We start from the raw sequence: 23,094 nt of genomic DNA, 5'->3' as shown, positions 1-23,094 counted from the left end.
CAACTTTGTAGACGCCCTCATCCTGTTGAAGCTCTCAACATCTGAGGCTCGAGTAATGGCTATTCAAAGCCCGAGGAGAGGCTCTTCTTCGTTCCCGGTAGGGTGGTGGACGGAAGAGGAGCAAACGACGAGAATGCTACGGGAGTGAGCCTGTGATGAAGAGGGAACGAATCCCGCTGAGCGGAACGGATTGGTTTCTGAATGGCATCAGCCTTGCCATTGCACTCGGCTCCATCGTCTACGCCGCGGCGATCTATTCGGACCTGCCCGACCAGGTACCCACTCATTTCAACTTTGCTGGCGAGGCGGATGCGTGGGGATTCAAGGCAAACATCTGGCTCGGTCCCATCATCATGGTTCCCACAATCCTCGCACTATTAGCCATCGCTGTTTTCAATCAGAAGACTAATTCGAACGGTCGGGAGCTGAGCCACGCTGGTCATGTGAAGGTCCTGAAGGACGTGCGCCGCATGCTCTTACTTCTTTGCGTGAGCCTGGGTGTCATGTCGTGGGCAATCGTTTTGTCCATGTCCCAGCACGAGGCGGGCAACATCCTCACGATCATCTCGCTCGTCATGCTACTCGGAGTATCCCTTTTGTACACGATCAAGATGCTTGCCACGGCGAAGAGAGATCCAGGCTTAGAGAGTGATGGTGAAACCCGCGGCCGAGGCCCATTCCTGTAGCCACCTGAGCCGCTTCATGGGAATCGTGTAGGCCATTGCCATGACCCTATTGGCGGCTTCTATGTCGTGGGCATTAAGCCCGGGGGTTGCGGAGCTCGCCAAGCCCGGGAGTTGCAGAGGTCATCAACCCTGGAAGCTATGGAGGCATTCACCACGGGAGTGTTCGAGTACTGCACCGGGACGTGTTGATTCATGACACAGAGGACACTTGGTGTTGGGCAGAGACGACTGAGGGAGATCTTTCGATCTCCCTCAGTTCAGTATATCTTTGCGATTCTGTGATCAGTGCTCGTCGTAGTAGCCCTGGTCGATGGCTCGCTGGTAGGAAGCCCTGATTTCCTCTTCGGCTGCTGCACGGTCAACCCAGTGTGCGCCCTCAACGGACTTGCCGGGCTCGAGGTCCTTGTATACCTCGAAGAAGTGCTGGATCTCGAGGCGATGGAACTCGGACACATCATCGATGTCCACGCGCCATGATGCTCGCTGGTCGCCGGCGGGCACGCACAGGACCTTGTCGTCACCGCCCGCCTCGTCCTTCATACGGAACATTCCAAGTGCGCGACAGCGAATCACGCAACCGGGGAAGGTCGGTTCTTCGAGGAGCACGAGAGCATCCAGCGGGTCACCGTCCTCACCCAGCGTGTCATCAATAAATCCGTAGTCATCCGGGTAACGGGTTGCGGTGAAGAGCATACGGTCGAGACGAATGCGACCAGTCTTGTGGTCGACCTCGTACTTGTTCCGGTTGCCTTTCGGAATCTCGATGGTGACATCGAACTCCAGCATGGCGCCTCCTTCGGCTTCAGGGCCCTTGTGGTGAACAGTGAACGAACGTGACAAACTAATGATGTGAAGGCACGAACGCAGGCAGGTATTGTTGCTGTCCTGATTCTACTGGGTGGATACGTCATTGCGGATGCAGTTGACGTGGCTCCCGGAATCCTGACGGCAGCGGACAAGCCGTTAGAACCACGAGCCTACCCTGAAGTTGGCGATTTTGACGTTAATGACGCAGACGTTCCTCAAATTAATGTAGGGGAGAAACTTTCGACAGAACGTGTCGAACAGATCGCTACGGCACTGTCAGAGGATTCTCGTAACACTGGATCCACCACGTTTGTGGTGCGTGACCTGGAAGGAAATGTCATCTACGACCAGGCAGGCGAGCGCGGGCGCATGCCAGCATCGAGCATCAAGGTCCTGACCGGGGCCGCGGCCCTCTACGAGCTCGGTCCCGACACAACGCTCCCTACCACCGCAGTGCTCTCCGATTCCCGCCTCTACCTCGTCGGTGGCGGCGACATCTACCTTGCCGAAGGCGAAGGCGATGAGGATTCCATCGTCGGTCACGCGGGACTCGCTGATCTTGCCGCAGAGGCGGCAGCGAACCTCGAAGAGCAGGGCGTGACCTCGGTGGAACTGGCCGTGGACTCGAGCCTGTTTGAGGGCGACGACTACCACGTGAACGTTCAGGGATCCGACCGCGTCTTCATCATGCCGATGCGGCCCATTGCCGTGAACGGCGGCATGATCGACGGGCAGCACACCGCAACACCGGACATGCACGCCGCGGAAATCTTTGCCGAACAGCTCCGTGCCCGCGGCATCGAAGTCAGCGCCGTCACCTCAGGCACCGCTCCCGAGATCACCGCTGACAACACCGTGGGTGAGGTACGGTCGGCACCCGTCCGTGAACTCGTTGATTACGCCCTCACCATGTCCGACAACTCCCTGGCCGAAACCCTCGGCCACCTCGTGGCCAGCAACAGGGGAGTGACCGCGGACTTTGATGGGTCGGCCCAGGCGGTTTACGACACCCTCGCGGAACAGGGATTCGACATGACCGGAGTGGTGTTCTCCGATACGGCAGGTCTCTCCATCGACAACCGCATCACAGGCAACCTCCTGACCGAGGTTCTCGTCGAGGCGGGAACCTGCGAGGGCTGCAACATCAGCAGCATCCCCCACGCGCTCCCCATCGCCGGATACAACGGAACGCTGTGGAACCGGTTCGACGGTCTCACCTCCGAGGGCCTCGTGCGAGCCAAGACCGGAACGCTGATCAGAGCGAACTCGCTGACCGGATACTTCACGACACAGGAAGGCGAGACACTCGCCTTCTCCATCCTCATTGACGATATTGAGCCCGGAACCACCGGGATTGTTCGCCCTGCAATCGACGACGCCATCAACGCGCTCGCCACGGGAGGGGAATACAATGCCGGTTGATCCCACGGTCGCCTATCGGCGCGTACGCCAACTATCAGGTTCCGGACCCACCATCACCCCGGCCAAGGCCCACGCGGTCGCGATTGGGCTCCGCAGGGCGGCCGACCAGGCACCCGCGATCGTTGCCCAGCAAACCGAACTGTTTGATCACCTGGAGGACGTGCAGTCGAAGCCGGTGTCCGTGCTCGCGAGGCCGGGATGGGCGCAGGCGGCTGCACTATCGGTGTCCCCGTTCCTCGACAATCTCGTGCGTGATTCCAAGGTGCAGTCCCGCGTCGTTTCGGAGGAACTGGGAATCGCGCTCGCGGTCATGGCTCCCCGCATCCTCGGGCAGTACGACCCGTTCGCACTGACGGCGCTGCCCGGGCAGGGACTTCCCATCGAGGGCAGGCTCCTGCTTATTGCACCCAACGTCTTTGACTTCTCCACTGACTGGAACCTTGACATTCGCGACGTCCAGCTTTTTGTGTGCGTGCACGAGTTCACCCACGCCTTCCAGTTCACGGCAGCCCCGTGGCTCAAGGACGTCCTGGTGTCCCGGGTCAGCTCCGCGCTCGCGGCCATGGACGAGGGAATGATGGAGGAGGAGCTCGACGGGATCATGGCGATCATGACCGTCCTTGAGGGTCATGCCGAGTACGTCATGAACACCGTCCCGATCGCACGCATCCCCTCCCGCAAGCGCATCACCGCCGCCATCAAGTCCCGCCGTCAATCCGGATCCCAGATCTCGAAGTTCGTCAAGAACCTCCTGGGCTTCGACCTCAAGGTGAACCAGTACGAGGACGGCGAGAAGTTCGTTGACCACGTGGTTCGACTCGCGGGTCACGAGGGATTCAACCGTGTGTGGGAAACCCCCATGAACCTGCCAACACCTGACGAATTGAAGGACCCGCAGTCGTGGTGCCAGCGCGTGCTGTCCTAGCGGTACGCCAGGCAGTCCGCGCAGTATTCAGTCGCTGCGAACCGGGACAGCGGGTGCTCGTTGCGTGCTCTGGCGGCTCCGACTCTCTCGCGTTGGCGCTCGCGGTCGCCGCCGAAGCACCACGGGCGGCACTCCAGGCGGAAGCCATCACAGTCGATCACGGGATCCTTGAGGGATCCACTGAGCGTGCAGACCTGCTCGTTGAGCAGCTGAGGCCCTATCTGCCTGCTGTGGCCGTGAGCGTGGAGGTAACAGACCTCGACGGTCCCGAGGGCAGTGCGCGCACCGCCCGCTACGAGGCCATTGCATCGAGGGCGCGGGAGCTTGGTGGTCCCGCACTCGCTTTGCTCGGTCACACGCGTGACGATCAGGCCGAAACCGTTCTGCTCGGGTTGGGGCGCGGGAGCGGCCCCCGGTCCATCGCCGGCATGAAACCGCAAGGCTTCCTTCCGGGAACCGAGGATGTCCCGTTCGCACGACCCCTCCTTGGGCTTGATCGCCAGATTCTGCGTGATGCGTGCACCGAATGGGGTGAGCCGTGGTGGGACGATCCGAGCAACAGCGTGGACGGTCCGTGGCGGACCGCGACCGGGGATCCGCTTCGCAGGTCCGCGATCAGGCATCGCGCCATCCCGGCACTGAGCGAGGCACTGGGGCAGGACGTGCGGGAACCGCTCGCTCGCACCGCTGAGCTCCTGCAATCCGACCTGGACTTTATCGACGAGGTAGCTGAAGCCACCTATAAAGATGTGGTGGACGGAGTGGACCTTTCCGTCGAACTGTTGAAAACTCATAACGTGGCCATCCGCACCCGCGTTGTTCGGCTGTGGCTGATCCGTCACGGCGCCCGCTCGGGGGCGCTGACCGGATGGCATGTGATGCGAGTGGAAGAGCTCCTCCACGGCGAGACCGGCAAGGGAATCGATGTCCCTGGCCTTCGCGCTGTGAGAACGCGGCACTCGATCGAACGTGCCGTGGAGTAGCATGTTGAGCTAGTGGTAACGCAAGAAGGGACTGCCGTGGATTCAACGGATATGGGAGAGGATCTGCAGAAGATCCTCATCACCGAGGAGCAGATCAACAGTCGGCTGGCTGAGATGGCTGCGCAGATCGATCGGGACTACGAGGGCAAGGACATCCTAGTGCTCGGTGTCTTGAAGGGCGCCGTCATGGTGATGGCGGACTTGGTTCGGAAGCTGCACACTCCGGTGACGATGGACTGGATGGCGGTGTCGTCCTACGGGTCGGGTACCAAGTCGTCCGGTGTTGTCCGCATCCTCAAGGACCTGGAGACCGACCTCGAGGGACGTCACGTCCTGATTGTCGAGGACATCATCGACTCCGGCCTCACCCTGTCCTGGCTCAAGGCCAACCTCGAGTCCCGCGGACCCGAGTCGGTGAAGATCGCGACCCTGCTCCGCAAGCCCGAGGCCGCAACCGTTGACATCGATGTGGCGTACGTGGGCTTCGATATCCCGAACGAGTTTGTTGTCGGTTATGGCCTCGACTATGCCGAGAAGTACCGCAACCTCCCGTTCGTTGGCACCCTAGCCCCACATGTCTATGGCGGATAACGAAGGCCGTCGACTGCCCGGCAACGACGATAAGCCGTGGCAGGGAGAGACACAAAAGCCCAACCCAGAGTTTGATCGCCCTGCGCAGCAGGGCGGTCCCTCACATGGAAAGGGTCCGGCACGGCCTCAGGAACCGAAGAAGGCTCCCGGCCTGAAGGACCACAAGCGGCTCCCGGGTTCGCCCAATCCGAAGAAGTCAGGGGCCAAGAAGCCTCAGGGTAAGAAGCAGCCGGAGAAGACGCGTTCCTGGCTGCCGTGGGTGATCATCCCGCTCGTCGCGCTCGCAACCTACTTCATGTTCTTCGCGGATAGCGAGTACGAGCCAGTCTCGACCTCCGAGGGTCTGTCGATCATCGAGAACAACGAGGTCGAGCGCGTCGTCATCACCGAGGGCGCGCAGACCGTCCGTGTTGACCTCAAGTCCGATGTGAAGGCCATGGACGAGGAGGGCAAGCAGCAGGAGGTCGGGGACAAGATTGTTTTCCAGTACCTCTACGCACAGGCCGATGACGTTGTCACGGCAGTGGAGAAGGCCGAACCCGAGTTTGGCTACAACTCGTACGTTCCCCAGGAATCGTTCTGGACGACGATGCTGGCGATGCTCATCCCGTTCATCCTCATCATCGGCATCTTCATGCTCATCCTCCCGAAGCTTCAGCAGGGCGGCATGGGCGGCTTCGGCAAGGTCCGTGGCGGCAAGAACGACATCGACAAGGAAATGCCGGACGTGACGTTTGCTGACGTCGCTGGCGCCGATGAGGCCGTTGAGGAACTCGGTGAGGTCAAGGAGTTCCTTGAGAAACCCGAGAAGTTCCAGGGCATGGGAGCGAAGATCCCGAAGGGCGTGCTCCTGTACGGCCCTCCCGGTACCGGTAAGACGCTTCTCGCCAAGGCCGTGGCCGGTGAGGCGCAGGTCCCGTTCTTCTCGATCTCGGGTTCCGAGTTCGTTGAGATGTTTGTTGGCGTGGGTGCCTCCCGCGTCCGCGACCTCTTCTCCAAGGCCAAGCAGTCGTCCCCCGCGATCATCTTCGTTGACGAGATCGACGCCGTTGGGCGTTCCCGCGGCATCGGCGTCGGAGGCGGCAACGACGAGCGCGAGCAGACCCTCAACCAGCTCCTGGTGGAGATGGACGGCTTCGACGCATCGACGAACGTGATTCTCATCGCGGCTACCAACCGCCCCGATGTTCTCGATCAGGCACTGCTCCGCCCGGGCCGCTTCGACCGGCAGATCGCAGTCGACGCTCCCGACCTTCCCGGACGCACCAAGATCCTTCAGGTGCATTCCGAGGGCAAGCCTATCGCGGCTGGCGTCGAGCTCGAGTCCATTGCGCGCCGCACCCCCGGATTCACGGGTGCCGATCTTGCCAACCTCATGAACGAGGCGGCTCTGCTCGCGGCCCGCCAGGGCAAGAAGACGATCGAGCTGGAGGACCTGGACGAGGCCATCGACCGCGTCATTGCCGGCCCGCAGCGCCGCACCAGGGTCATGAACCAGAACGAGAAGCGGATGACCGCGTACCACGAGGGCGGTCACGCCCTCGCAGCCGCGGCCCTCAACCACACCGACCCGGTCACGAAGGTGACGATCCTGCCCCGCGGCAGGGCCCTGGGCTACACGATGGTGATGCCGACAGAGGATCGCTACTCGACGTCCCGCAACGAGCTTCTTGATCAGCTGGTCTACGCGCTCGGTGGCAGGGTTGCCGAGGAACTCGTGTTCCAGGACCCCACGACGGGTGCCTCGAACGACATTCAGAAGGCCACGAGCATTGCCCGCAAGATGGTGACAGAGTACGGCATGTCCACCCGAGTGGGAGCAGTCCGCCTCAAGGCGGATGACTCTGACCCAATGGCGGGCGGCGGAGCCGGTCGCGGCGGGGAGTATTCCGACCGCATGGCTCACGTTGTCGACCAGGAGGTCCGCGCCCTCATCGACACCGCACACGACGAATGTTGGCAGCTGATGATCGAGAACCGGCACACCCTCGACGAGTTGGCCGGTCGCCTGCTTGAGAAGGAGACCCTGCTCGAGAAGGAACTGGCCGAGATCTTCAAACCCGTCAAGAAGGCTCCGGAGCGGCCCCTGTGGCTCAGCTCGGATGGTCGTCAGGCCACCTACGTTCCGCCCATCGAACACCCGGGAGAAGAATCATGAGTTTCGATTCAGAAGGCGTCGAGAAGGCCATCCGCGATCTCTTGATCGCGGTGGGGGAGGATCCGGACCGCGACGGTCTGCAGGAAACTCCCGCTCGCATGGCACGTGCCTACAAGGAGATGTTCTCCGGCCTGCACGAGGATCCGACCGAGGTGCTCTCCGCCTCGTTTGATCTGAACTACGAGGAGATGATTCTCGTCAAGGACATCTCCGTCTACTCCGTGTGTGAACACCACCTGCTTCCGTTCTACGGAAAAGCCCACGTTGGCTACATTCCTGGAAGCGACGGCAAGGTGACGGGACTGTCGAAGCTGGCACGCCTCGTTGATGGGTACGCTCGCCGCCCCCAGATCCAGGAGCGGCTCACCGCCGAGGTGGCGGACGCCCTCATGGATCCCCTGGGCGCCCGCGGCGCCATCGTCGTGGTCGAGGCGGAGCACATGTGCATGACCATGCGCGGGGCACGCAAGCCCGGCTCCCACACGGTCACCTCCGCGGTTCGCGGCTTGATGCGGAACGCCGCCACCCGCGCCGAGGCCATGAGCCTCATCATGAGCAAATAAGCTCAGGAGGAAGCATGGAGATTCTCGGAATTCTCAACGTCACTCCCGACTCGTTTAGTGATGGGGGGAAGTGGGATAGCGAGCAGGCGGCCCTCGGCCGCGGGCTTGAGCTCGTGGAAGACGGCGCGACGATTGTGGATATTGGCGGCGAATCCACCCGCCCCGGAGCCACACCGATCTCGTCGGAAGAAGAGTGGTCCAGGATTGGTTCCGTCATCACCAATCTTCTTGAGCGAGACATCCAGGTGTCCGTGGACACGTACCACGCGGAAACTGCCCGCAGGGCCATCGCCGCTGGAGTCCCCATCATCAACGACGTCACGGGCGGCCGGGTCGAACCCGAGATTCACGACGTCGTTGCCGACTCGGATGCTCTCTACGTTCTGCAGCACTCCCGGGGTGGGGCAGTCACCACCAACGACACGGCTCAGTACGACTCGATCATCGACGACATTGCGGCGGAGATGAGTGTGGCGATCGAGAAGGCTGTGGCGAAGGGAATCACGCAGGACCGCATCATCCTCGACCCGGGCCTTGGATTCTCCAAAGTTGGAGATCAGGACTGGGAAGTTCTGCGCGGACTCGATAGGCTCATGGGACTACTCCCGGGACGCTGGCTCATCGGCCACTCACGCAAGCGCTTCCTTGCCTCCGTGTCCGACGATCGGGACCTGGCAACCGCCCTTGTCACCTCCCAGCTTGTGGGACAAGTGTGGGGCGTGCGAGTGCACGACGCCAAGTCGAGTGCCGCAGCCACCCGTATCGTGAGGAAGATTCATGGCTGACCTTTACTTACCTGGCGGGAAGCTGGCCGATCAGATCACCCTGACCGGCCTCACCGCCACCGGATATCACGGCGTCTTCGATCACGAGCGCCAAAACGGACAAGAGTTCATCGTCGATCTCGTCATCCACTCCACGTTCCAGCGTGCGGCCTTCTCCGACGATCTGTCCCACACGATCAGCTACGCGGATGTGGCGGACCGGGTCGTGGAAATCATTGAGGGTGAACCCGTCAACCTCATCGAGCTTCTGGCCGAACGCATTGCGGATGCCGTTGTCGCGATGGGCGCATGGGCGGTCGACGTCACGGTGCACAAGCCAAAGGCCCCAATCGACCACACCTTCGCTGACGTGTCGGTGTCGGTGCGCAGGACCTCCGTGCTTCTCCAGAGCCCCAAGCCGGCCGCCCAGGTGGTCGTTGGCATCGGATCGAACCTCAACGACCCGGTCACCCAGGTGGAGATCGGTGCGGGCAAGGTTGCCCGGATCCTCGAGTACGAGCGCATGTCGAACACCCGCGTCACGTCCGCGCAGGTCATGCCGGGAACCCCCACCCAACCCAACTACATCAACGCGGTCATGGTGGGCTACACGACCCTGTCTCCGCTCGCTCTGCTTGCTGAACTGCAGCGCATTGAGGATGAGCAGGGAAGGACCCGTGAGGAACGCTGGGGTCCGCGCACACTCGACCTCGACATCGTGTCCTACAAGATCAACGGTCACGAGATCCTCTCGGACGATCCCGTCCTCACACTCCCGCACCCGCGTGCGCATACGAGGGACTTCGTCATGGGCCCGTGGGGAGAGGTCGACCCCTGGGGAACCTTGCGCGGGAAGCCGGTCCGGCCATGACCTCGGCTCTGCAGGGGGCGGGAACACTCGTTCTCAGCTTCCTCTTGGGCCTTGTCACAGTCTCAATCTGGATCCGCACCGACCTACCTCTGTTCGTGGTACCCGAATACATGTGGACCGTGCCCCTCGTGGTCGCGGTCGCCATTCTCATCGCGGCGTGGCCGGTCAAGGCTATGGCGGATGGGAAGAAGCGCACCATGAGCCCGCTCCGTGCCGCCCGAATCGCCCTCCTCAGCCAGGCATGCACCCGTGCCGGCCTGATCCTCGCCGGACTCGGGCTTGGTGCGTCTCTCGCAACGGTGGGCTCGCACGCGGTGTTCCTGGACGAGCAGTCCTCCCGCCTCCTCTCCGCCGGCATAGCCTCCCTGGTCATGGGTGCGGCGGGCTGGTTGGGCGAATGGTGGTGCTCGATTGACGACGATGACGACGAGGAGAATCCCGCCGCTGCACAGGGCGCCTGACCCAACATCGCCTCCCACGCTCGCGTAATCTTGGGGCTATGACAATCAGTTCGCCACTAGCCCCGAACGTTCCGTTCACTCGCATCTCCAAGGACCACGCCAAAGTGCGGGCCTGGATCGGTGCGATGGTGTTGCTTCCCGTGGTGGCCTTCCTGGTTGTCACTCTCATCCTCTGGTCGCACCTGACTTGGCTCCTCGTTCTCGATGTCGTCACCATCGCCATCATCGCCTGGATCGTTGCAGTGCGCGTGCGTGCCGTGTTCTATACGGGATTCCACGAGACCGACGAGGAACTCATTGTGTGCAAGGGAATCCTGTTCCGGGAGATCGAGGTGGTTCCGTACGGTCGCATGCAGGAGGTGAAGGTCGAGGATGGCCCGCTCATGCGCGCATACGGACTGGCCACGTTGACGATGGAGACGGCCTCCACGACCACCGATGCGAAGATCCCGGGACTGCCCAGGGAAGAGGCTGACCGGCTCCGCCGCCGCCTCACCGAGCTTGGCACAACGAAGATGGAGGGACTGTGAACCCTCCGTCCCAACCGGGCCGCGAGCATCTCCCTAACCCGGGTAACGAACCCCTGTCCAACCCGGGCAATGTGCCTGCCTCTGGCACGGGGACAGAACCTTTCACCAGCACGAGTACAGCCTCCGGGGATCAGAACCTTGAGGTGCCGACTCCTGGTGGGGTGGCACCCGCGCAGGACGTGGATGCATCTCAACTGGACCTGTCCGAGGACGTGAACGCTGAGGAAGAGGCTGAGCTCCTTCCGAAAGACCAGTGGAACAGGTTCCACTGGGCAACCCCGCTCCTGACGCTATGGAAGGTGTGGGCGGCACTTGCGGCCTTCGCTTTCTCGGCTGTCGTTCAGATCCTCGATGAGGGCTTCGGTGAGATCCTCAATGCGGTCACGGGAATCTCCCGCACGACCCTGCTCATTGTCATCGGCGTGATCTTTGCTCTGTCCTCGATCGTCATTCTTTTTGCGTGGCTCGTGTGGCGCAAGCAGCGCTATGTCCTCGCGCCCTCCGGTGTCCACTACCAGTCGGGTGTTTTCTCAGTGACCCACAGGCACGTGCGGTGGGACAGGATCCAGTCCGTTGAGATCAAGCAGGGAGTCATCCCAAGAATCCTTGGGCTGGGGTCGATCGTCATTGACTCTGCTTCCGGATCGGGTGGGGATCTTTCCCTTGGCCTGTTGAAGATGAACGAGATCCAGGGGTTGCGCAGTCAGATCCTGCGCATCGCGGCCGCCGCCCGCACCGGTAGCGCCATTGACCTATCGGAGCCGGAGTACGTTCCCGCCCTCTACGATCCCGATGATGTGTACGAGAACGAGAGGCCCTTCTATGTGCTCCCCACGGGGCGTCTCGTGGGTTCGCTTGCACTCTCCAGCATCCTCGTTATCACGCTCCTGTCCATCGCCTCGATCATCGGCCTCATGATTGCATTCGATGACAGCCTTTCGATCGGTTTCCTCGTGGCTCTCTTCGGCGCGCTCGCAACCGCGTGGGGCCAGTTCAACCTCAACCACGGCCTCAAGCTGTTCCTCACGAGCGATGGCATCAGGATCAGGCGAGGCCTCACCACGACCACCACTCAAACGATCCCGCCCCGCCGCATTCACGCCGTCACCATCTCCCAGCCCACCCTGTGGCGCTGGAAGGACTGGTGGAAGCTCGAGGTCCTCATCGCTGGTGCGTTTGGGAGCGACGAGATCGACTCCACTAGCTCCTTGGAGAAGAGCGTGATCCTGCCCGTGGGGTCCCGCAAGGACGCCCTCGACCTGCTGTGGACCATCATTCCCGACATTGGGGTGGAGGACGTTCGTTCGTTCTTCGACGATGCTCTCGTGGGAGTGGCACCCTCACCGCACTTCCTGGGAGCACCCAAGAACGCGAAGTGGCTCGATCCCGTTGTTCAGCCACGCAACGGCATCGCCCTCACGCCCACGGTAGCCGCGGTCCGATCCGGGAGGCTGTCACGCCGCTTAACGGTGGCATTCCACGGCCACTGGCAGGGCCTCAAGACCAGCCAGGGACCAATCCAGCGCAGGCTCGAACTGGCCACCCTGAAACTCAACCTGGTCTCGGGACCGGTCCACTGGGACGGCAAAAACTTCAGCCTCACCGACGTTCACAACCTCCTGGAAGAGGAGCGGAACTGGGGACTGCGGGCAAGAGCCGCAGACGATCGAGAATCGATTGAGGAATGGGCAAGACGAGTGGGAGTGTCATGAAACTAGGAATCGGAATCATCTCGGCGGGTAAGGTCGGTGCCGTTCTCGGAGCCGCGCTCCAGAGAGCCGGTCACACGGTCGTCGCAGCCCACGCACGGTCCGAGGAATCGATCGAGCGCGCCGAGGTCCTCCTCCCCGGTGTGCCACTCCGGGACGTCGAAGAGATCGTGCGCACCAGTGAACTCGTGCTGCTCGCTGTTCCCGACACGGAACTTCCTGGGATCGTCTCCGGCCTCGCCAAGCTCAACGCGTGGCAGACCGGTCAGCTCCTCGTCCACACCGCAGGAAGCGTCGGAACTGATGTCCTCGCTCCCGCGATGGCGCAGGGGGCACTTGGACTCGCCATCCACCCCGCCATGACCTTCACCGGTACCTCCCTCGATCTCGACAGGATCCAGGATTGCCCGTTCGCAGTCTCCGGTCCCGCAACGATCCTGCCCGTCGCACACGCCCTCGTGACGGAAATGGGAGGGATCCCCGTCGAGGTCGACAACGACAAGAGGGGTCTCTACCACGCCGCCCTCAGCCACGGCGGCAACCACCTTGTCACTCTCGTGACCCAGGCGATGAGGCTCCTGGAGGAGGCCGGGATCTCCGATCCCGGAGCATTCCTCGGCCCCCTCGCGTACGGCAGCCTCGACGGCGCCCTGCGCTCGGGAGAGGCCCTCCTGACGGGCCCGATCGTGCGCGGGGACGGCATCACCGTTGAAAAGCACCTGTTGGAGCTGGTGGGGCATCCGGAAGTCCGCGACACGTACCGTGCGCTCGCGGAGGCCACCACCGATCGCGCTGTCGCACGTAGGGTCATCGGTGAGGGCACGGCGGCTGACCTGCGAAGGATCCTGAGCCAGGACGATCAGACAGAAGGCTAGAGAGCGTGCCTGCGCGGGGCTTCCCTGTTAAAGAGCTTGGTATCCAAGTGAGCGGGCTCTTCAGAATGACTCGTGACGTGCCCCGCAGAGCAGTAGTCTCTCGAACGTTCGAGAACGCACGTGGATCGTGCCACTGGACGATATCTGAGCGGGGGCTCGCGGTAGTTGAGGGCGTATCCTTGAACCCGTGCAGGTTGTGAAAACGAAACAGGAACTCCTCGGCCTACTGCCCAACTCGGGCAGCATCGGGTTGGTCATGACGATGGGTGCGCTCCACGCAGGCCATCGCCGACTCGTCGATGCCGCTGTGGAGCAGTGCGACACGGTCGTGGTCTCCATCTACGTCAATCCCCTCCAGTTTGCCCCGAACGAGGACTTCGACAAGTACCCGAGGCAGCTCGAGAAGGATCTCGAACTCCTCCAAGACGTCGACATTGTCTTTGCTCCCAGCGACGAAGAAATGTACCCGCGTGAGCCCCTCGTGCGTGTGGATCCGGGTGAGGTTGCTACTCGTTTTGAGGGCGAGACCCGCCCCACCCACTTCGCCGGAGTCCTCCAAGTCGTTCTCAAGGTCCTGAACCTCGTGCGTCCGCACCGTGCCTACTTTGGTCAGAAGGACGCTCAGCAGCTCGCCCTCATCAGGACTATGGTGGCGGACCTGGACGTGCGGACCGAGATCGTGGCAGTTCCGATCGTCCGTGACGAGGATGGGCTGGCCCTCTCCTCACGCAACACCTACCTCACGGGGGAGGACCGCGCAGTCGCGCTCGGACTCGTTGGAGCTTTGACCGCGGCCCGGGATGCTGCCGCAAGCGGCGCCACACCGGCCGAGGCGGAGAAGATTCTCTTCGACACCCTGAGCGCAAACGACGCCGTAAACGTTGACTACGCCACCATTGTCAATCCGGACACCTTCCAGCCAGTATCCTCGAACGAGAAGCAGGGACTGGCCGTGGTTGCTGCACGGGTGGGAACAACCCGCCTCATCGACAACATGGAGGTGTCTTTTGGCTAATCGCATGCGCACGATGATGACCGGCAAGATCCATCGGGCCACCATCACCGGAGCCGACCTGCACTACGTGGGCTCGGTGACGATCGACGCTGACCTGCTCGATGCTGCGGACATCCTTCCCGGCGAGGCCGTCGACATCGTTGATGTCACCAATGGCGCCCGCATCACCACCTACACGATCCCCGCGGAGCGCGGTAGCGGCCAGATCCAGATCAATGGCGCCGCAGCACACCTCGTGCACGAGGGCGACATCGTCATCCTCATTGCCTACAGCCAGCTCGATGACGAAACGGCACACAACTACGAGCCGCACGTTGTCTTTGTTGACGAGACCAACAAGATCCTCGAGACCTCTGCAGAACCTGGACAGGTTCCCGACAACGAGGATGGTCTTAAATCCTCCGGCGAATCCTTCGCGGAGTACCGGGCCGACTAAGTGCCTGCTCGAGCCTGTCGTGCCGTCACTGTGGCAATTGGACGAGCACGAGGACGGCAACCAGGAGAACGTCGAGAACAAGTCTTGAAAAGAAGTGAGGGACCAGCTTGAGCTGGTCCCTCACTTGACTCAGTACTAAGAGTTAGTTCTTAGCGGTGCGGTCGTAGAGATCATCCGACAGCCCGAGGGCGTGGTGGATGAGGTTGACCGGGTGGACAACCTTGGCTCCGGAACCCTTGCGGATCTGCCAGCGGCAGGTCTCGGTTTCACAGACAGCCAGGTTCGGGCTCCAGTCCTTGATCTTGTCGAACAGGGGCTGACCAACGAGCTGGGCAATGTCGTACTTCTCGGCCTTGAGGCCGTAGGTGCCGGCAATACCGCAGCAGTTCTCGCCGGACTCCTTGACCTTGAGGCCAGGAATGAGCTCGAGGAGAGTGACAGACGGAGTACCCATGCCCTGGGACTTCACCTGGCAGGGCTGATGGTAGGTCACGGTATCATTGATGGAGCGGAAGGTCTCCGGATCCAGCAGACCCAGCTCAACCTGCTCGAGGAGGAACTCGGATGTCTCTCGCATGCGGGTGGAGACATCGAGGAGGGCGGGATCGTCCACACCCATGATCTCGTGTGCCTCGTGCTTGAGCATGCCGGCGCAGGAACCGGAGGAGGAGATGATCTGAAGATCCTTACCGGCGGAGCGGAGCTGGTTCGAGAGCTTGATGACCTTCTTCGTCGCTGCATCGAAGAGTCCGTTGGACTGCTGGGCAAGACCACAGCAATCCTGCTTGGGAACGAGAACCTCGTAACCAATCTTTTCCAGGACCTCGACGGTGCGCTTGGAGGTCTCGACCTCGAAGTAGCCGCCTGCGCAGCCGTGGAAGAACACGACCGGGCCGAGGGTGGCCTTCGTGTTCTTCGGACGTTTCTTCCACCAGCTCTTGAAGGACTGGGTGGTCGCCACGGGCATGGGTGCCTCGCGGTGGATCTTCACGGTCTTCTCGACGACAACGCGGATCGGCTTCTGCTTGAGAGCCCAGTTGGCGATGGGAGCCACGGGGGTCATGACGGTACCCATGAGGTCGGTCTGGGTGATGAGGCGGTCGCGGAACGGCATCTTGCCCGGCTCTGCCTTCATGACCGCACGGGCCTGGCTGTTGAGCTCAGCGATCTGAACGCCCTGCGGGCACGCGTAGGTGCAGATGCCACAAGAGGAGCAGTAGTCGAGAGAGTGGTCAACGGTCTGGCCGTGACGGTAACGCTCAGCCTGAGGACCAACGTACTTCGGTCCGGGGAACAGGTCGGTGACCCGTGCGACGGGGCACTGGGTTTCACAGATCGTACACTTCACGCAGTGATCCAGTGTGGCTCGAGCAACCTGATCGCCGGCGAACTTCAGGGGACTTTCGTGGGTGCTTGCCAATGCATCGATGCTCATGAGTTACCTCCAAGGATTGCTTCGGTTGCGGCAAATGCGGAACCGACCGCGATGCCTTCACCGCTCTTTTCTGTCCACCGGATGGATCCAGCCAGGATACCCCCAGCCGCATAGAGATTGTTGTAAACGGGCTTTTCGGACGCGTCCAGGACCCTCATGTCCTTGTCGACCTTGACGCCGACGCGGAAGAGAGGCTGCGGGTCGCCCCAATAGGCCCCGTGGGTGGGTTCGGGAATGTCGGTGCCGACGAGCGGCAAACCGAACACGGTCTCGGTCATGACACCGTAGGAGTCGAGCTCGAGCGAACCGGATTCAAAGCCGCCCGTGCAGAGCACAACGTTGTCGGCCTTGATCGTCATGTCGTGACCAGTGGACGCAACCGTGACGGACACGAGCTTGCCATCCTCTGCGGTGCCACCGGTGACGGGGGAACCAAGAATGACCTTGACGCGCTTTTCCTTGGCCAGGTCGGTCAGGTGCTCGTTCATTCGCATGCCGGGAACGCCGGGCGGGGGCAGGGGAATCTCGAAGATCGGTGCACCGATGAGGTCCTGCAGGTCGCGCCACGCGTTGCGGTCACGCAGACCGAGCATGCCGGGCAGACCAACAATCTCGCCTTGCTTGACGAGAGGCTTGATCTGGGCGGCGAACTCCTTACGGTACTCGGGCCGATCGAGGGCGCGAGCGTAGTTCAGGCCGGAGGAATCAACCTCGGTTGCGCGTGCGGGGATGGAGAAGGAGCCGGGACGAGCCTCGACCGTGCCACCACCGGGGAGGGTGGTGCGGGCCAGGTTGCCGGCAATGAGCTGCGGGTAAAAGTCCTTGAGCTGGCGGGGGCCAGCAATGAGGTACTTCGCTCCGGGCTTCAGCACGCCGTTCGCCATCGAGGGCTGGATGTAGCTGGTGGGGCGGAGCGCGCCCACGGCGGTGGGGAGGAAGACGTTCTTCTCGACGTCACCTTCCGCGAGACCGCCGAGGAGCGAGGCCGCGTACTCGACACCCTTGCGGACGTTGTCCGAGCCGATGATGGCGTAGGGGTGATTGGGGTCGCTTGCCGCAACCTTGTCGATCTCCGCAATCGGGTTCTCGACACGGTCCGGGTTGTAGCCGAACAGGTCGAGGGTGCCCTGACCTAGCTGGAGGCCACCGAGACCCTTCGTGACGAGAGTGACGTCGTGGCCGGCTTCCCTGAGCCGGATGGCGGAAATGAGGCCGGTGATGCCTGCGCCAATGACGACGGTTTTCATACGTGAGCCTCCTCGGCCTCAGGCAGGTGCTCCATGTCGAGGGTGCCCTGCAAAATCCAGTTATCGAGAGCGGTCTGGCGGACCTGGTCGCCGTATAGGATGGGCCACAGGCCGATCCAACGGTTCTTGAGGAACTTCCGCAGCAGTGCGGTTACTCGCTCGGTGTCGGCCTTGCCGGTCTCCTGCATGATGCCCGCGGCGCGGATGGAGCAGAAGCCACCCTGGCAGGGGCCCATGCCGAGACGGAGCTGGCGGCGCAGATCGTCGAACGAAGCCGTGGGCTGTTCTTCGATCAGGGTCTCCAGCTGCCTGCGGCTCATGAGCTCGCATTCACAAACGATCTGGTCCTTCTGCAGGTCCTTCTCGCGCTCTTCGAGACGGTGGGTGACGTGGTAGGTCTTCTGCGACTCGGAACCAGGTACGGCTTCGGTCTCGGTGGTGCAGGGGCGATCATCACCCAGCTGCTCGACCATGACGTCAACGATGTTCTTCGCCATGAGGCGGTAGGTCGTGAGCTTGCCACCCGCGATCGTGAGGAGGCCGGAGAGGCCGTCACGGGACTGGTGGTCAATGATGGACATGCCGCGGGACATGTGGCGAGTATCCTCTGCCGAGACGCGGGAGTCCTTGACGAGGGGGCGAGCACCCGACCAGGCGTGCAGAGCACGTGCCTGACGGAAACCGGGAACGAGAACTTCGCCTGCGTCCAGCATCTGCTGAACCTCGTTGCGGGGGATTGCCAGCTTGTCCGGATCTTCCACCTTGACGTCCGTGGTGCCGATGATGCAGACCGTGTGAACGGGAACAAGGATGTCGCCGTCAGCGGGGTAGATACAGCGGTTCACGACCTGGTTGACCAGACGGTGGTTCATGGCAATCATGATGCCGCGGCCGGGAACAACCTCAACGTCGGGGCAGTCCGCCATGGCAGCGATCTGGCCGGCCCAGGGGCCACCAGCATTAATAACAAAGTGACAGGTGATCTGAACGTCCTCACCGGTCTTGTGGTCGTGGGCCTGAACACCGGTCACCTGACCGCCGTCACGCATGATCTTCGTGACCTCGTGGTAGGTGAACACCTGGGCTCCGTAAGCCTCGGCGGACTTGACGGTGCCCCACACCATCTGCCAGCCATCGACGGTGCCGTCTTCAACGGCAAACGCACGCTGGATCTTGGGGTTCAGGCGAGGTTCGCGACGCAGTGCCTCTGCCACGGAGATCTCCTCGTGGGGGACACCGGTCTTCTGGGCGCCTTCGAGCCACTTGTCGCCAAAGTCCAGCGGATCATCTGGGCCGATGACGAACAGGCCGCCGGTCGTCTCAACGGCATCGGCGTTGATGCGTGTGACAATGGCGTTCTCTTCGGCGCACTCGGTTGCTGAGTGGGGGTCGGATACAACGTAGCGTCCACCGGAGTGGAGAAGGCCGTGGTAGCGGCCGGTGGTTCCTTGGCCCAGGTCGGCGCGATCTACGAGTATGGCGCGGTATCCGCGCATAGCAAGGTCGCGAACGACACCAGCTCCAGTTGCGCCGCCGCCAACGACAACAACATCCGTTTCGATCTTCTTCATGTGGGCTCCCTTAACAGAAATTCCAAGCGCCAAGGCTGTTCAACAACTTTGGCGACGCCTCCAGATTACATATCGCCGCAAGTAAATTACGGACTTCAGGCCGTCAGTATTCCTACGTGCAAGGTTTCTCTTGCCATTCGCACCGAGGTGCATGAATCCGCGTCATTTCAACGATTTACGCAACTCTAATGGTTCGATATTCGAAATGTGGACACGAGTCATACCAGGGATCCTCCGCCAATTGCCACGTTCTTGCCTCCCCGCCCTCTCTTCATTCAAACTCCCAACACAGCTGGTCACGCCGCTAGTCACACACAGCAGCTGTTCCGAAAAGGTTGAAATGTCGGATTTGCTTGCGCACCTGACAATTGCCGGTCATGTCAGCAAGCTGTGCCCCGTTGTCACGATCGGGAGGCCCAGATTCTTACAAGTGGATACATGACAGATATTCGGTCTTGGCTTGGCAGACTCAATAACTCCGCATAACCCTGCCTTGAATATCTGCGTAGCACTACCTATTAGTAAGGGCAGGGGAGCGGGGCGCAGATGGTCAGAGGGACCAGGCATTTGGGGAATGAGGAGTCAGCCATGAGGGGACAGAGGCGCGAGGCGCGTACAGGACCTGGAAAGAGTGAACGGAGCTGGCTGGATTGAGTACGATGAAGGCCCCATCTTGATTGATGCCGGCCCCATCTTGAACGTGGCTAGCTACTTTGGGAACGTAGCCAACTGCATCGGGGCCATAACCGACGAGGTGGCTAACCAGCCTGCTAAGTATGGGCGTAGCTCGTCGCATGGATGCGGGCTCTTTCGTCGGCCGCGATGTGCAGGTGTCGAATGGTCCACGCGTGCCGCCACGTAGCTCGGCTCCTCATCGACGCGATGCCTCAGGAGGGGCTGAGATCTCGGGCTTTGCGAGCGTAAAGGGCGAGCAGTCGCACACCTTTTGACGTGTCCATTTATCGGACACCCCAGTAGAATAGCGCCGTGACTGACAACGACCAGATTGAATCAACATCATCCGAGCAGATGGCGATCCGCGCAGCTAAGCGCGATAAGATGCTCGCGGAAGGCATTGATCCCTATCCCGCGGAGCTCCCCATCACCACCACCATCTCTGACGTGCGTGGTAAGCACGAGGGACTCGAGCCGGGTACCGAGTTGACGGATGAGACTGTTGGCCTTGCTGGCCGAGTCATGCTCCTGCGCACCTCCGGCAAGCTCTTCTTCGTGACTCTGCAGGATGGTCCGGGCAACCGCATCCAGGTCATGCTGTCGCAGAAGGTTGTTGGCGACGATGAGATGGCACGCTTTAAGGCAGATGTCGATCTCGGTGATCACCTGTTCGTTCAGGGCCACGTGGGCACTTCCCGCAGGGGAGAGCTGTCGATCTTCGCTCACGAGTGGAAGATGGCTTCGAAGGCTCTGCGCCCCCTGCCGAAGACATACACGAAGGAAGATGGCGAAGAGTCCGGCCTCTCCGAAGAGAACCGCGTCCGCATGAGGCACCTGGACCTCATCATGCGCCCAGCTGCTCGCGACATGATCCGCATGCGCTCCGAGGTCATGAAGTCCCTCCGCTCCAACTTCGATCGTCGTGGCTACGTTGAGCTCGAGACCCCTACGCTTCAGGCCATTCACGGTGGTGCGGCGGCACGCCCCTTCACCACCCACATCAACGCCTACGATGAGGACCTCTACCTCCGTATCGCGACCGAGCTGTACCTCAAGCGGGCCGTTGTTGGTGGCGTTGAGAAGGTGTACGAGATCGGTAAGAACTTCCGCAACGAGGGCGCCGACTCCACGCACTCGCCCGAGTTCACCGCGCTCGAGGTCTACCAGGCCTACGGCACGTACGACACGATGGCGGAGCTGACCCGCGACCTCATCCAGCAGGCCGCACTCGACGCGTGCGGATCCACCACCGTGACCCTTGCCGACGGCACCGAGTACGACCTCGGTGGCGAATGGACAGAGCTTGACCTCTACGGTTCGCTGTCGGAAGCACTCGGACAGGAGATCACCGTCGAGACCTCCCGCGACGACCTGGAGAAGATTGCCGATCAGCACGACATTTCCGTCCCTCCGTACGCGGTCGCAGGCAAGATCGCCGAGGACATCTGGGAAGAACTCGTTGGTGACAAGCTGTGGGCACCCACGTTCGTTCGTGACTTCCCCGAGGACACCTCGCCGCTCACCCGTGCACACCGCACCAAGCCCGGCCTGACCGAAAAGTGGGACCTCTACATCCGTGGCGTCGAGACCGGCACCGCCTACTCGGAGCTTGCCGACCCGGTCGTGCAGCGCCAGCGCCTCGTTGCGCAGTCTCTCGCGGCAGCCGACGGCGACCCCGAGGCCATGCAGTTGGACGAGGACTTCCTCTCCGCAATGGAGCAGGGCTTCCCACCCTCGGGCGGCATGGGCATGGGCATCGACCGCCTCCTGACCGCTCTCACCGGCCTCGGCATCCGCGAGACCATCGCCTTCCCGTTCGTCAAGCGCCGCTAATGCGACCAACGTATCGGACCGCGAGGAATACGACTGAGTAGACTTCGGAAACGGATGCGAACACCTCGATGAAATCTCCCCGCCTCGGCGGGGAGATTCGTTCTATCTCGGGACATTCCATCGGGAGGCGTGCCATCCGGCAGAGTAAGAGGCGTGCCATACGCTCGACGGACCCGGTTCATCTTCTTGCTTGTGGGCAACGAGGTAGGCGGTGGTGCTGTATTTCCGCGACATTGAGTTGTGTCAGGTCGCCCAGAGAGAAATGTATGAACCTGACAGACAAGGTACGGTAGAAGTCATTCAGGACATGCGGATCACAAGGAGTTATTCATGCGCGCAGCTGTTCTAGTTGGACCCGGACAACTCGAAATCCAAGAAGTCCTCACGCCCGTGGCAGGACCTGGAGAAATGGTGCTGAAGGTCGGTGCCAACACCGTCTGCGGTACCGATGGTCGTATCTTCCGCGGCGAGAAGACCGCGGGTGTGCGCCCCGGCGTCATCATGGGTCACGAGTTCTCCGGCTACGTCCACGACATCGGTGATGGAGTCGAAGGCTACGAAGAGGGAGACCTCGTCGGTGTCATGCCGACCGTTCCCTGCCTGCGCTGCTACTACTGCGAGAACCATCTCGAGCACATGTGCGTGGACGCGAAGCTCTACGGCTACTGGATCGACGGTGGCCTTGCCGACTACGTTCTCATCACCGCCGAATCGATCCAGCGTGGTGCCATCGTCAAGGCACTTCCCGGCTCCAAGCCCGAGGCCGTTGCGCTCGCGGAGCCCCTCGGCTGCGTACTTAACGGTGCCGACAACTACAAGACCAACATTGGCGACACGGTCCTGATCATGGGTGCCGGCCCTATCGGCCTCCTCCACACGATGGTGAACAAGCACCGCGGCGCCTCCCAAATCATCGTCATCAACCGCTCCGAGGGACGCCTCGAGACGGCCCGTGAGCTCGGAGCCACCCACACGGCACTCTCCGGCGAGGTCAATATCCCCGAGTACGTCAAGGACATCACCGGTGGCCTCGGTGCGCACGTGGCCGTCCAGTGCATCGGCAACCTCGACCTCTTCCAGACCGCGCTCCAGTCGGTCCGTAACGGTGGCCGCGTCAACGCGTTCGCCGGCTTCCCCAAGGGACAGATGGCGAGCATCGACCCGAACCTCATCCACTACAACGAGCTGACCGTGACCGGTGGTTCGAACATGGGGAGGAACAACTACCGTAAGGCAGTCCAGCTCATCGGTGAGGGAGCCATCAACGTCGGTGCCCTTCACACCGATACCTTCAAGCTTGAGGACACGGCTGCCGCTCTCGACCACGTGACCGCAGGCAAGGGAATCAAGACCGCCGTCGTTCCCGAGTAACGAGAACGCGAGTAGCAAGAATCCTTAGATGACTGAACCCGGTACCGCTCTGGTACCGGGTTCAGTTCTTTTCATTAGTTCTTGCTTTGCTTCTCAGCTCGCTTGCACTTGCTCAAGCTCATACTCATCGAGCTCAAGAAGTCTGGATCAAGTCAGTCGCGCTACG

The 23,094-nt window shown here is 61.7% G+C and carries 21 protein-coding genes; 17 read left to right on the top strand and 4 right to left on the bottom strand.

Annotated features, from left to right (window positions below; translation table 11 throughout):
- Positions 1–155 precede the first annotated feature (155 nt).
- Complete coding sequence (locus QMB98_RS06375) at positions 156–686, top strand: DUF1648 domain-containing protein (protein ID WP_371684846.1); 531 nt, start codon at positions 156–158, stop codon at positions 684–686.
- A gap of 282 nt (positions 687–968) precedes the next feature.
- Here QMB98_RS06375 and QMB98_RS06370 read toward each other — a convergent pair whose 3' ends face one another.
- The gene (locus QMB98_RS06370) at positions 969–1,472 is read right to left on the bottom strand and encodes an inorganic diphosphatase (protein WP_323052606.1); all 504 of its coding nucleotides are present in this window, start codon (positions 1,470–1,472) and stop codon (positions 969–971) included.
- A gap of 63 nt (positions 1,473–1,535) precedes the next feature.
- Between QMB98_RS06370 and dacB the strand changes: the two genes are divergently transcribed.
- The 14 genes from dacB to panD all read left to right on the top strand — a co-directional run bounded on the left by dacB (position 1,536) and on the right by panD (position 14,796).
- The gene (gene dacB, locus QMB98_RS06365; RefSeq protein ID WP_371684845.1) at positions 1,536–2,915 is read left to right on the top strand and encodes a D-alanyl-D-alanine carboxypeptidase/D-alanyl-D-alanine-endopeptidase; all 1,380 of its coding nucleotides are present in this window, start codon (positions 1,536–1,538) and stop codon (positions 2,913–2,915) included.
- Positions 2,905–3,840: a zinc-dependent metalloprotease gene (locus QMB98_RS06360; protein WP_371684844.1), complete on the top strand. Its 936-nt coding sequence runs from the start codon at positions 2,905–2,907 to the stop codon at positions 3,838–3,840. Before dacB ends, QMB98_RS06360 begins: the two co-directional genes overlap by 11 nt.
- Positions 3,816–4,823: a tRNA lysidine(34) synthetase TilS gene (tilS, locus tag QMB98_RS06355; RefSeq protein WP_371684843.1), complete on the top strand. Its 1,008-nt coding sequence runs from the start codon at positions 3,816–3,818 to the stop codon at positions 4,821–4,823. Before QMB98_RS06360 ends, tilS begins: the two co-directional genes overlap by 25 nt.
- Before the next feature lie 36 nt (positions 4,824–4,859).
- Positions 4,860–5,414: a hypoxanthine phosphoribosyltransferase gene (hpt, locus tag QMB98_RS06350; protein ID WP_371684842.1), complete on the top strand. Its 555-nt coding sequence runs from the start codon at positions 4,860–4,862 to the stop codon at positions 5,412–5,414.
- On the top strand, positions 5,398–7,572 hold the full coding sequence (gene ftsH / locus QMB98_RS06345; RefSeq protein ID WP_371684841.1) for an ATP-dependent zinc metalloprotease FtsH: 2,175 nt from the start codon (positions 5,398–5,400) through the stop codon (positions 7,570–7,572). The genes hpt and ftsH overlap by 17 nt, the downstream gene beginning before the upstream one ends.
- Positions 7,569–8,135: a GTP cyclohydrolase I FolE gene (gene folE, locus QMB98_RS06340; protein WP_371684840.1), complete on the top strand. Its 567-nt coding sequence runs from the start codon at positions 7,569–7,571 to the stop codon at positions 8,133–8,135. Before ftsH ends, folE begins: the two co-directional genes overlap by 4 nt.
- Before the next feature lie 14 nt (positions 8,136–8,149).
- The gene (gene folP, locus QMB98_RS06335) at positions 8,150–8,920 is read left to right on the top strand and encodes a dihydropteroate synthase (protein WP_371684839.1); all 771 of its coding nucleotides are present in this window, start codon (positions 8,150–8,152) and stop codon (positions 8,918–8,920) included.
- Entirely contained in the window at positions 8,913–9,770 is an 858-nt protein-coding gene (gene folK / locus QMB98_RS06330) for a 2-amino-4-hydroxy-6-hydroxymethyldihydropteridine diphosphokinase (RefSeq protein WP_371684838.1), read from the top strand. The genes folP and folK overlap by 8 nt, the downstream gene beginning before the upstream one ends.
- On the top strand, positions 9,767–10,231 hold the full coding sequence (locus QMB98_RS06325; RefSeq protein ID WP_371684837.1) for a DUF3180 family protein: 465 nt from the start codon (positions 9,767–9,769) through the stop codon (positions 10,229–10,231). The genes folK and QMB98_RS06325 overlap by 4 nt, the downstream gene beginning before the upstream one ends.
- A 38-nt stretch (positions 10,232–10,269) precedes the next feature.
- Complete coding sequence (locus tag QMB98_RS06320) at positions 10,270–10,761, top strand: PH domain-containing protein (RefSeq protein ID WP_371684836.1); 492 nt, start codon at positions 10,270–10,272, stop codon at positions 10,759–10,761.
- Between the two features lie 161 nt (positions 10,762–10,922).
- Positions 10,923–12,473: a PH domain-containing protein gene (locus QMB98_RS06315; RefSeq protein WP_371684835.1), complete on the top strand. Its 1,551-nt coding sequence runs from the start codon at positions 10,923–10,925 to the stop codon at positions 12,471–12,473.
- A complete protein-coding gene (locus tag QMB98_RS06310; protein ID WP_371684834.1) occupies positions 12,470–13,345 on the top strand; it encodes a Rossmann-like and DUF2520 domain-containing protein in 876 nt (291 codons plus the stop codon). The genes QMB98_RS06315 and QMB98_RS06310 overlap by 4 nt, the downstream gene beginning before the upstream one ends.
- A 187-nt stretch (positions 13,346–13,532) precedes the next feature.
- On the top strand, positions 13,533–14,360 hold the full coding sequence (gene panC / locus QMB98_RS06305; RefSeq protein ID WP_371684833.1) for a pantoate--beta-alanine ligase: 828 nt from the start codon (positions 13,533–13,535) through the stop codon (positions 14,358–14,360).
- Complete coding sequence (panD, locus tag QMB98_RS06300) at positions 14,353–14,796, top strand: aspartate 1-decarboxylase (protein WP_371684832.1); 444 nt, start codon at positions 14,353–14,355, stop codon at positions 14,794–14,796. Before panC ends, panD begins: the two co-directional genes overlap by 8 nt.
- A gap of 142 nt (positions 14,797–14,938) precedes the next feature.
- Here the strand turns inward: panD and QMB98_RS06295 are convergent, their stop codons facing one another.
- Genes QMB98_RS06295 through glpA form a run of 3 tightly spaced genes read right to left on the bottom strand, consistent with a single transcriptional unit; the run spans position 14,939 to position 19,049 of the window.
- Positions 14,939–16,231 (bottom strand): anaerobic glycerol-3-phosphate dehydrogenase subunit C, encoded by a 1,293-nt coding sequence (locus QMB98_RS06295; RefSeq protein ID WP_371684831.1) that lies wholly within the window; start codon positions 16,229–16,231, stop codon positions 14,939–14,941.
- Positions 16,228–17,478 (bottom strand): glycerol-3-phosphate dehydrogenase subunit GlpB, encoded by a 1,251-nt coding sequence (gene glpB, locus QMB98_RS06290; protein ID WP_371684830.1) that lies wholly within the window; start codon positions 17,476–17,478, stop codon positions 16,228–16,230. The genes QMB98_RS06295 and glpB overlap by 4 nt, the downstream gene beginning before the upstream one ends.
- Positions 17,475–19,049 (bottom strand): anaerobic glycerol-3-phosphate dehydrogenase subunit GlpA, encoded by a 1,575-nt coding sequence (glpA, locus tag QMB98_RS06285; protein WP_371684829.1) that lies wholly within the window; start codon positions 19,047–19,049, stop codon positions 17,475–17,477. The genes glpB and glpA overlap by 4 nt, the downstream gene beginning before the upstream one ends.
- 1,029 nt (positions 19,050–20,078) lie before the next feature.
- Between glpA and lysS the strand changes: the two genes are divergently transcribed.
- Both lysS and QMB98_RS06275 read left to right on the top strand, forming a co-directional pair.
- The gene (gene lysS / locus QMB98_RS06280; RefSeq protein WP_371684853.1) at positions 20,079–21,557 is read left to right on the top strand and encodes a lysine--tRNA ligase; all 1,479 of its coding nucleotides are present in this window, start codon (positions 20,079–20,081) and stop codon (positions 21,555–21,557) included.
- A 390-nt stretch (positions 21,558–21,947) separates the two neighbouring features.
- Complete coding sequence (locus QMB98_RS06275) at positions 21,948–22,928, top strand: zinc-binding dehydrogenase (protein ID WP_371684828.1); 981 nt, start codon at positions 21,948–21,950, stop codon at positions 22,926–22,928.
- Positions 22,929–23,094 lie beyond the last annotated feature (166 nt).

The organism is Flaviflexus sp. (assembly GCF_041440645.1).
GTDB lineage: Bacteria > Actinomycetota > Actinomycetes > Actinomycetales > Actinomycetaceae > Flaviflexus.
This window is presented reverse-complemented; position numbering and strand designations above follow the sequence as displayed.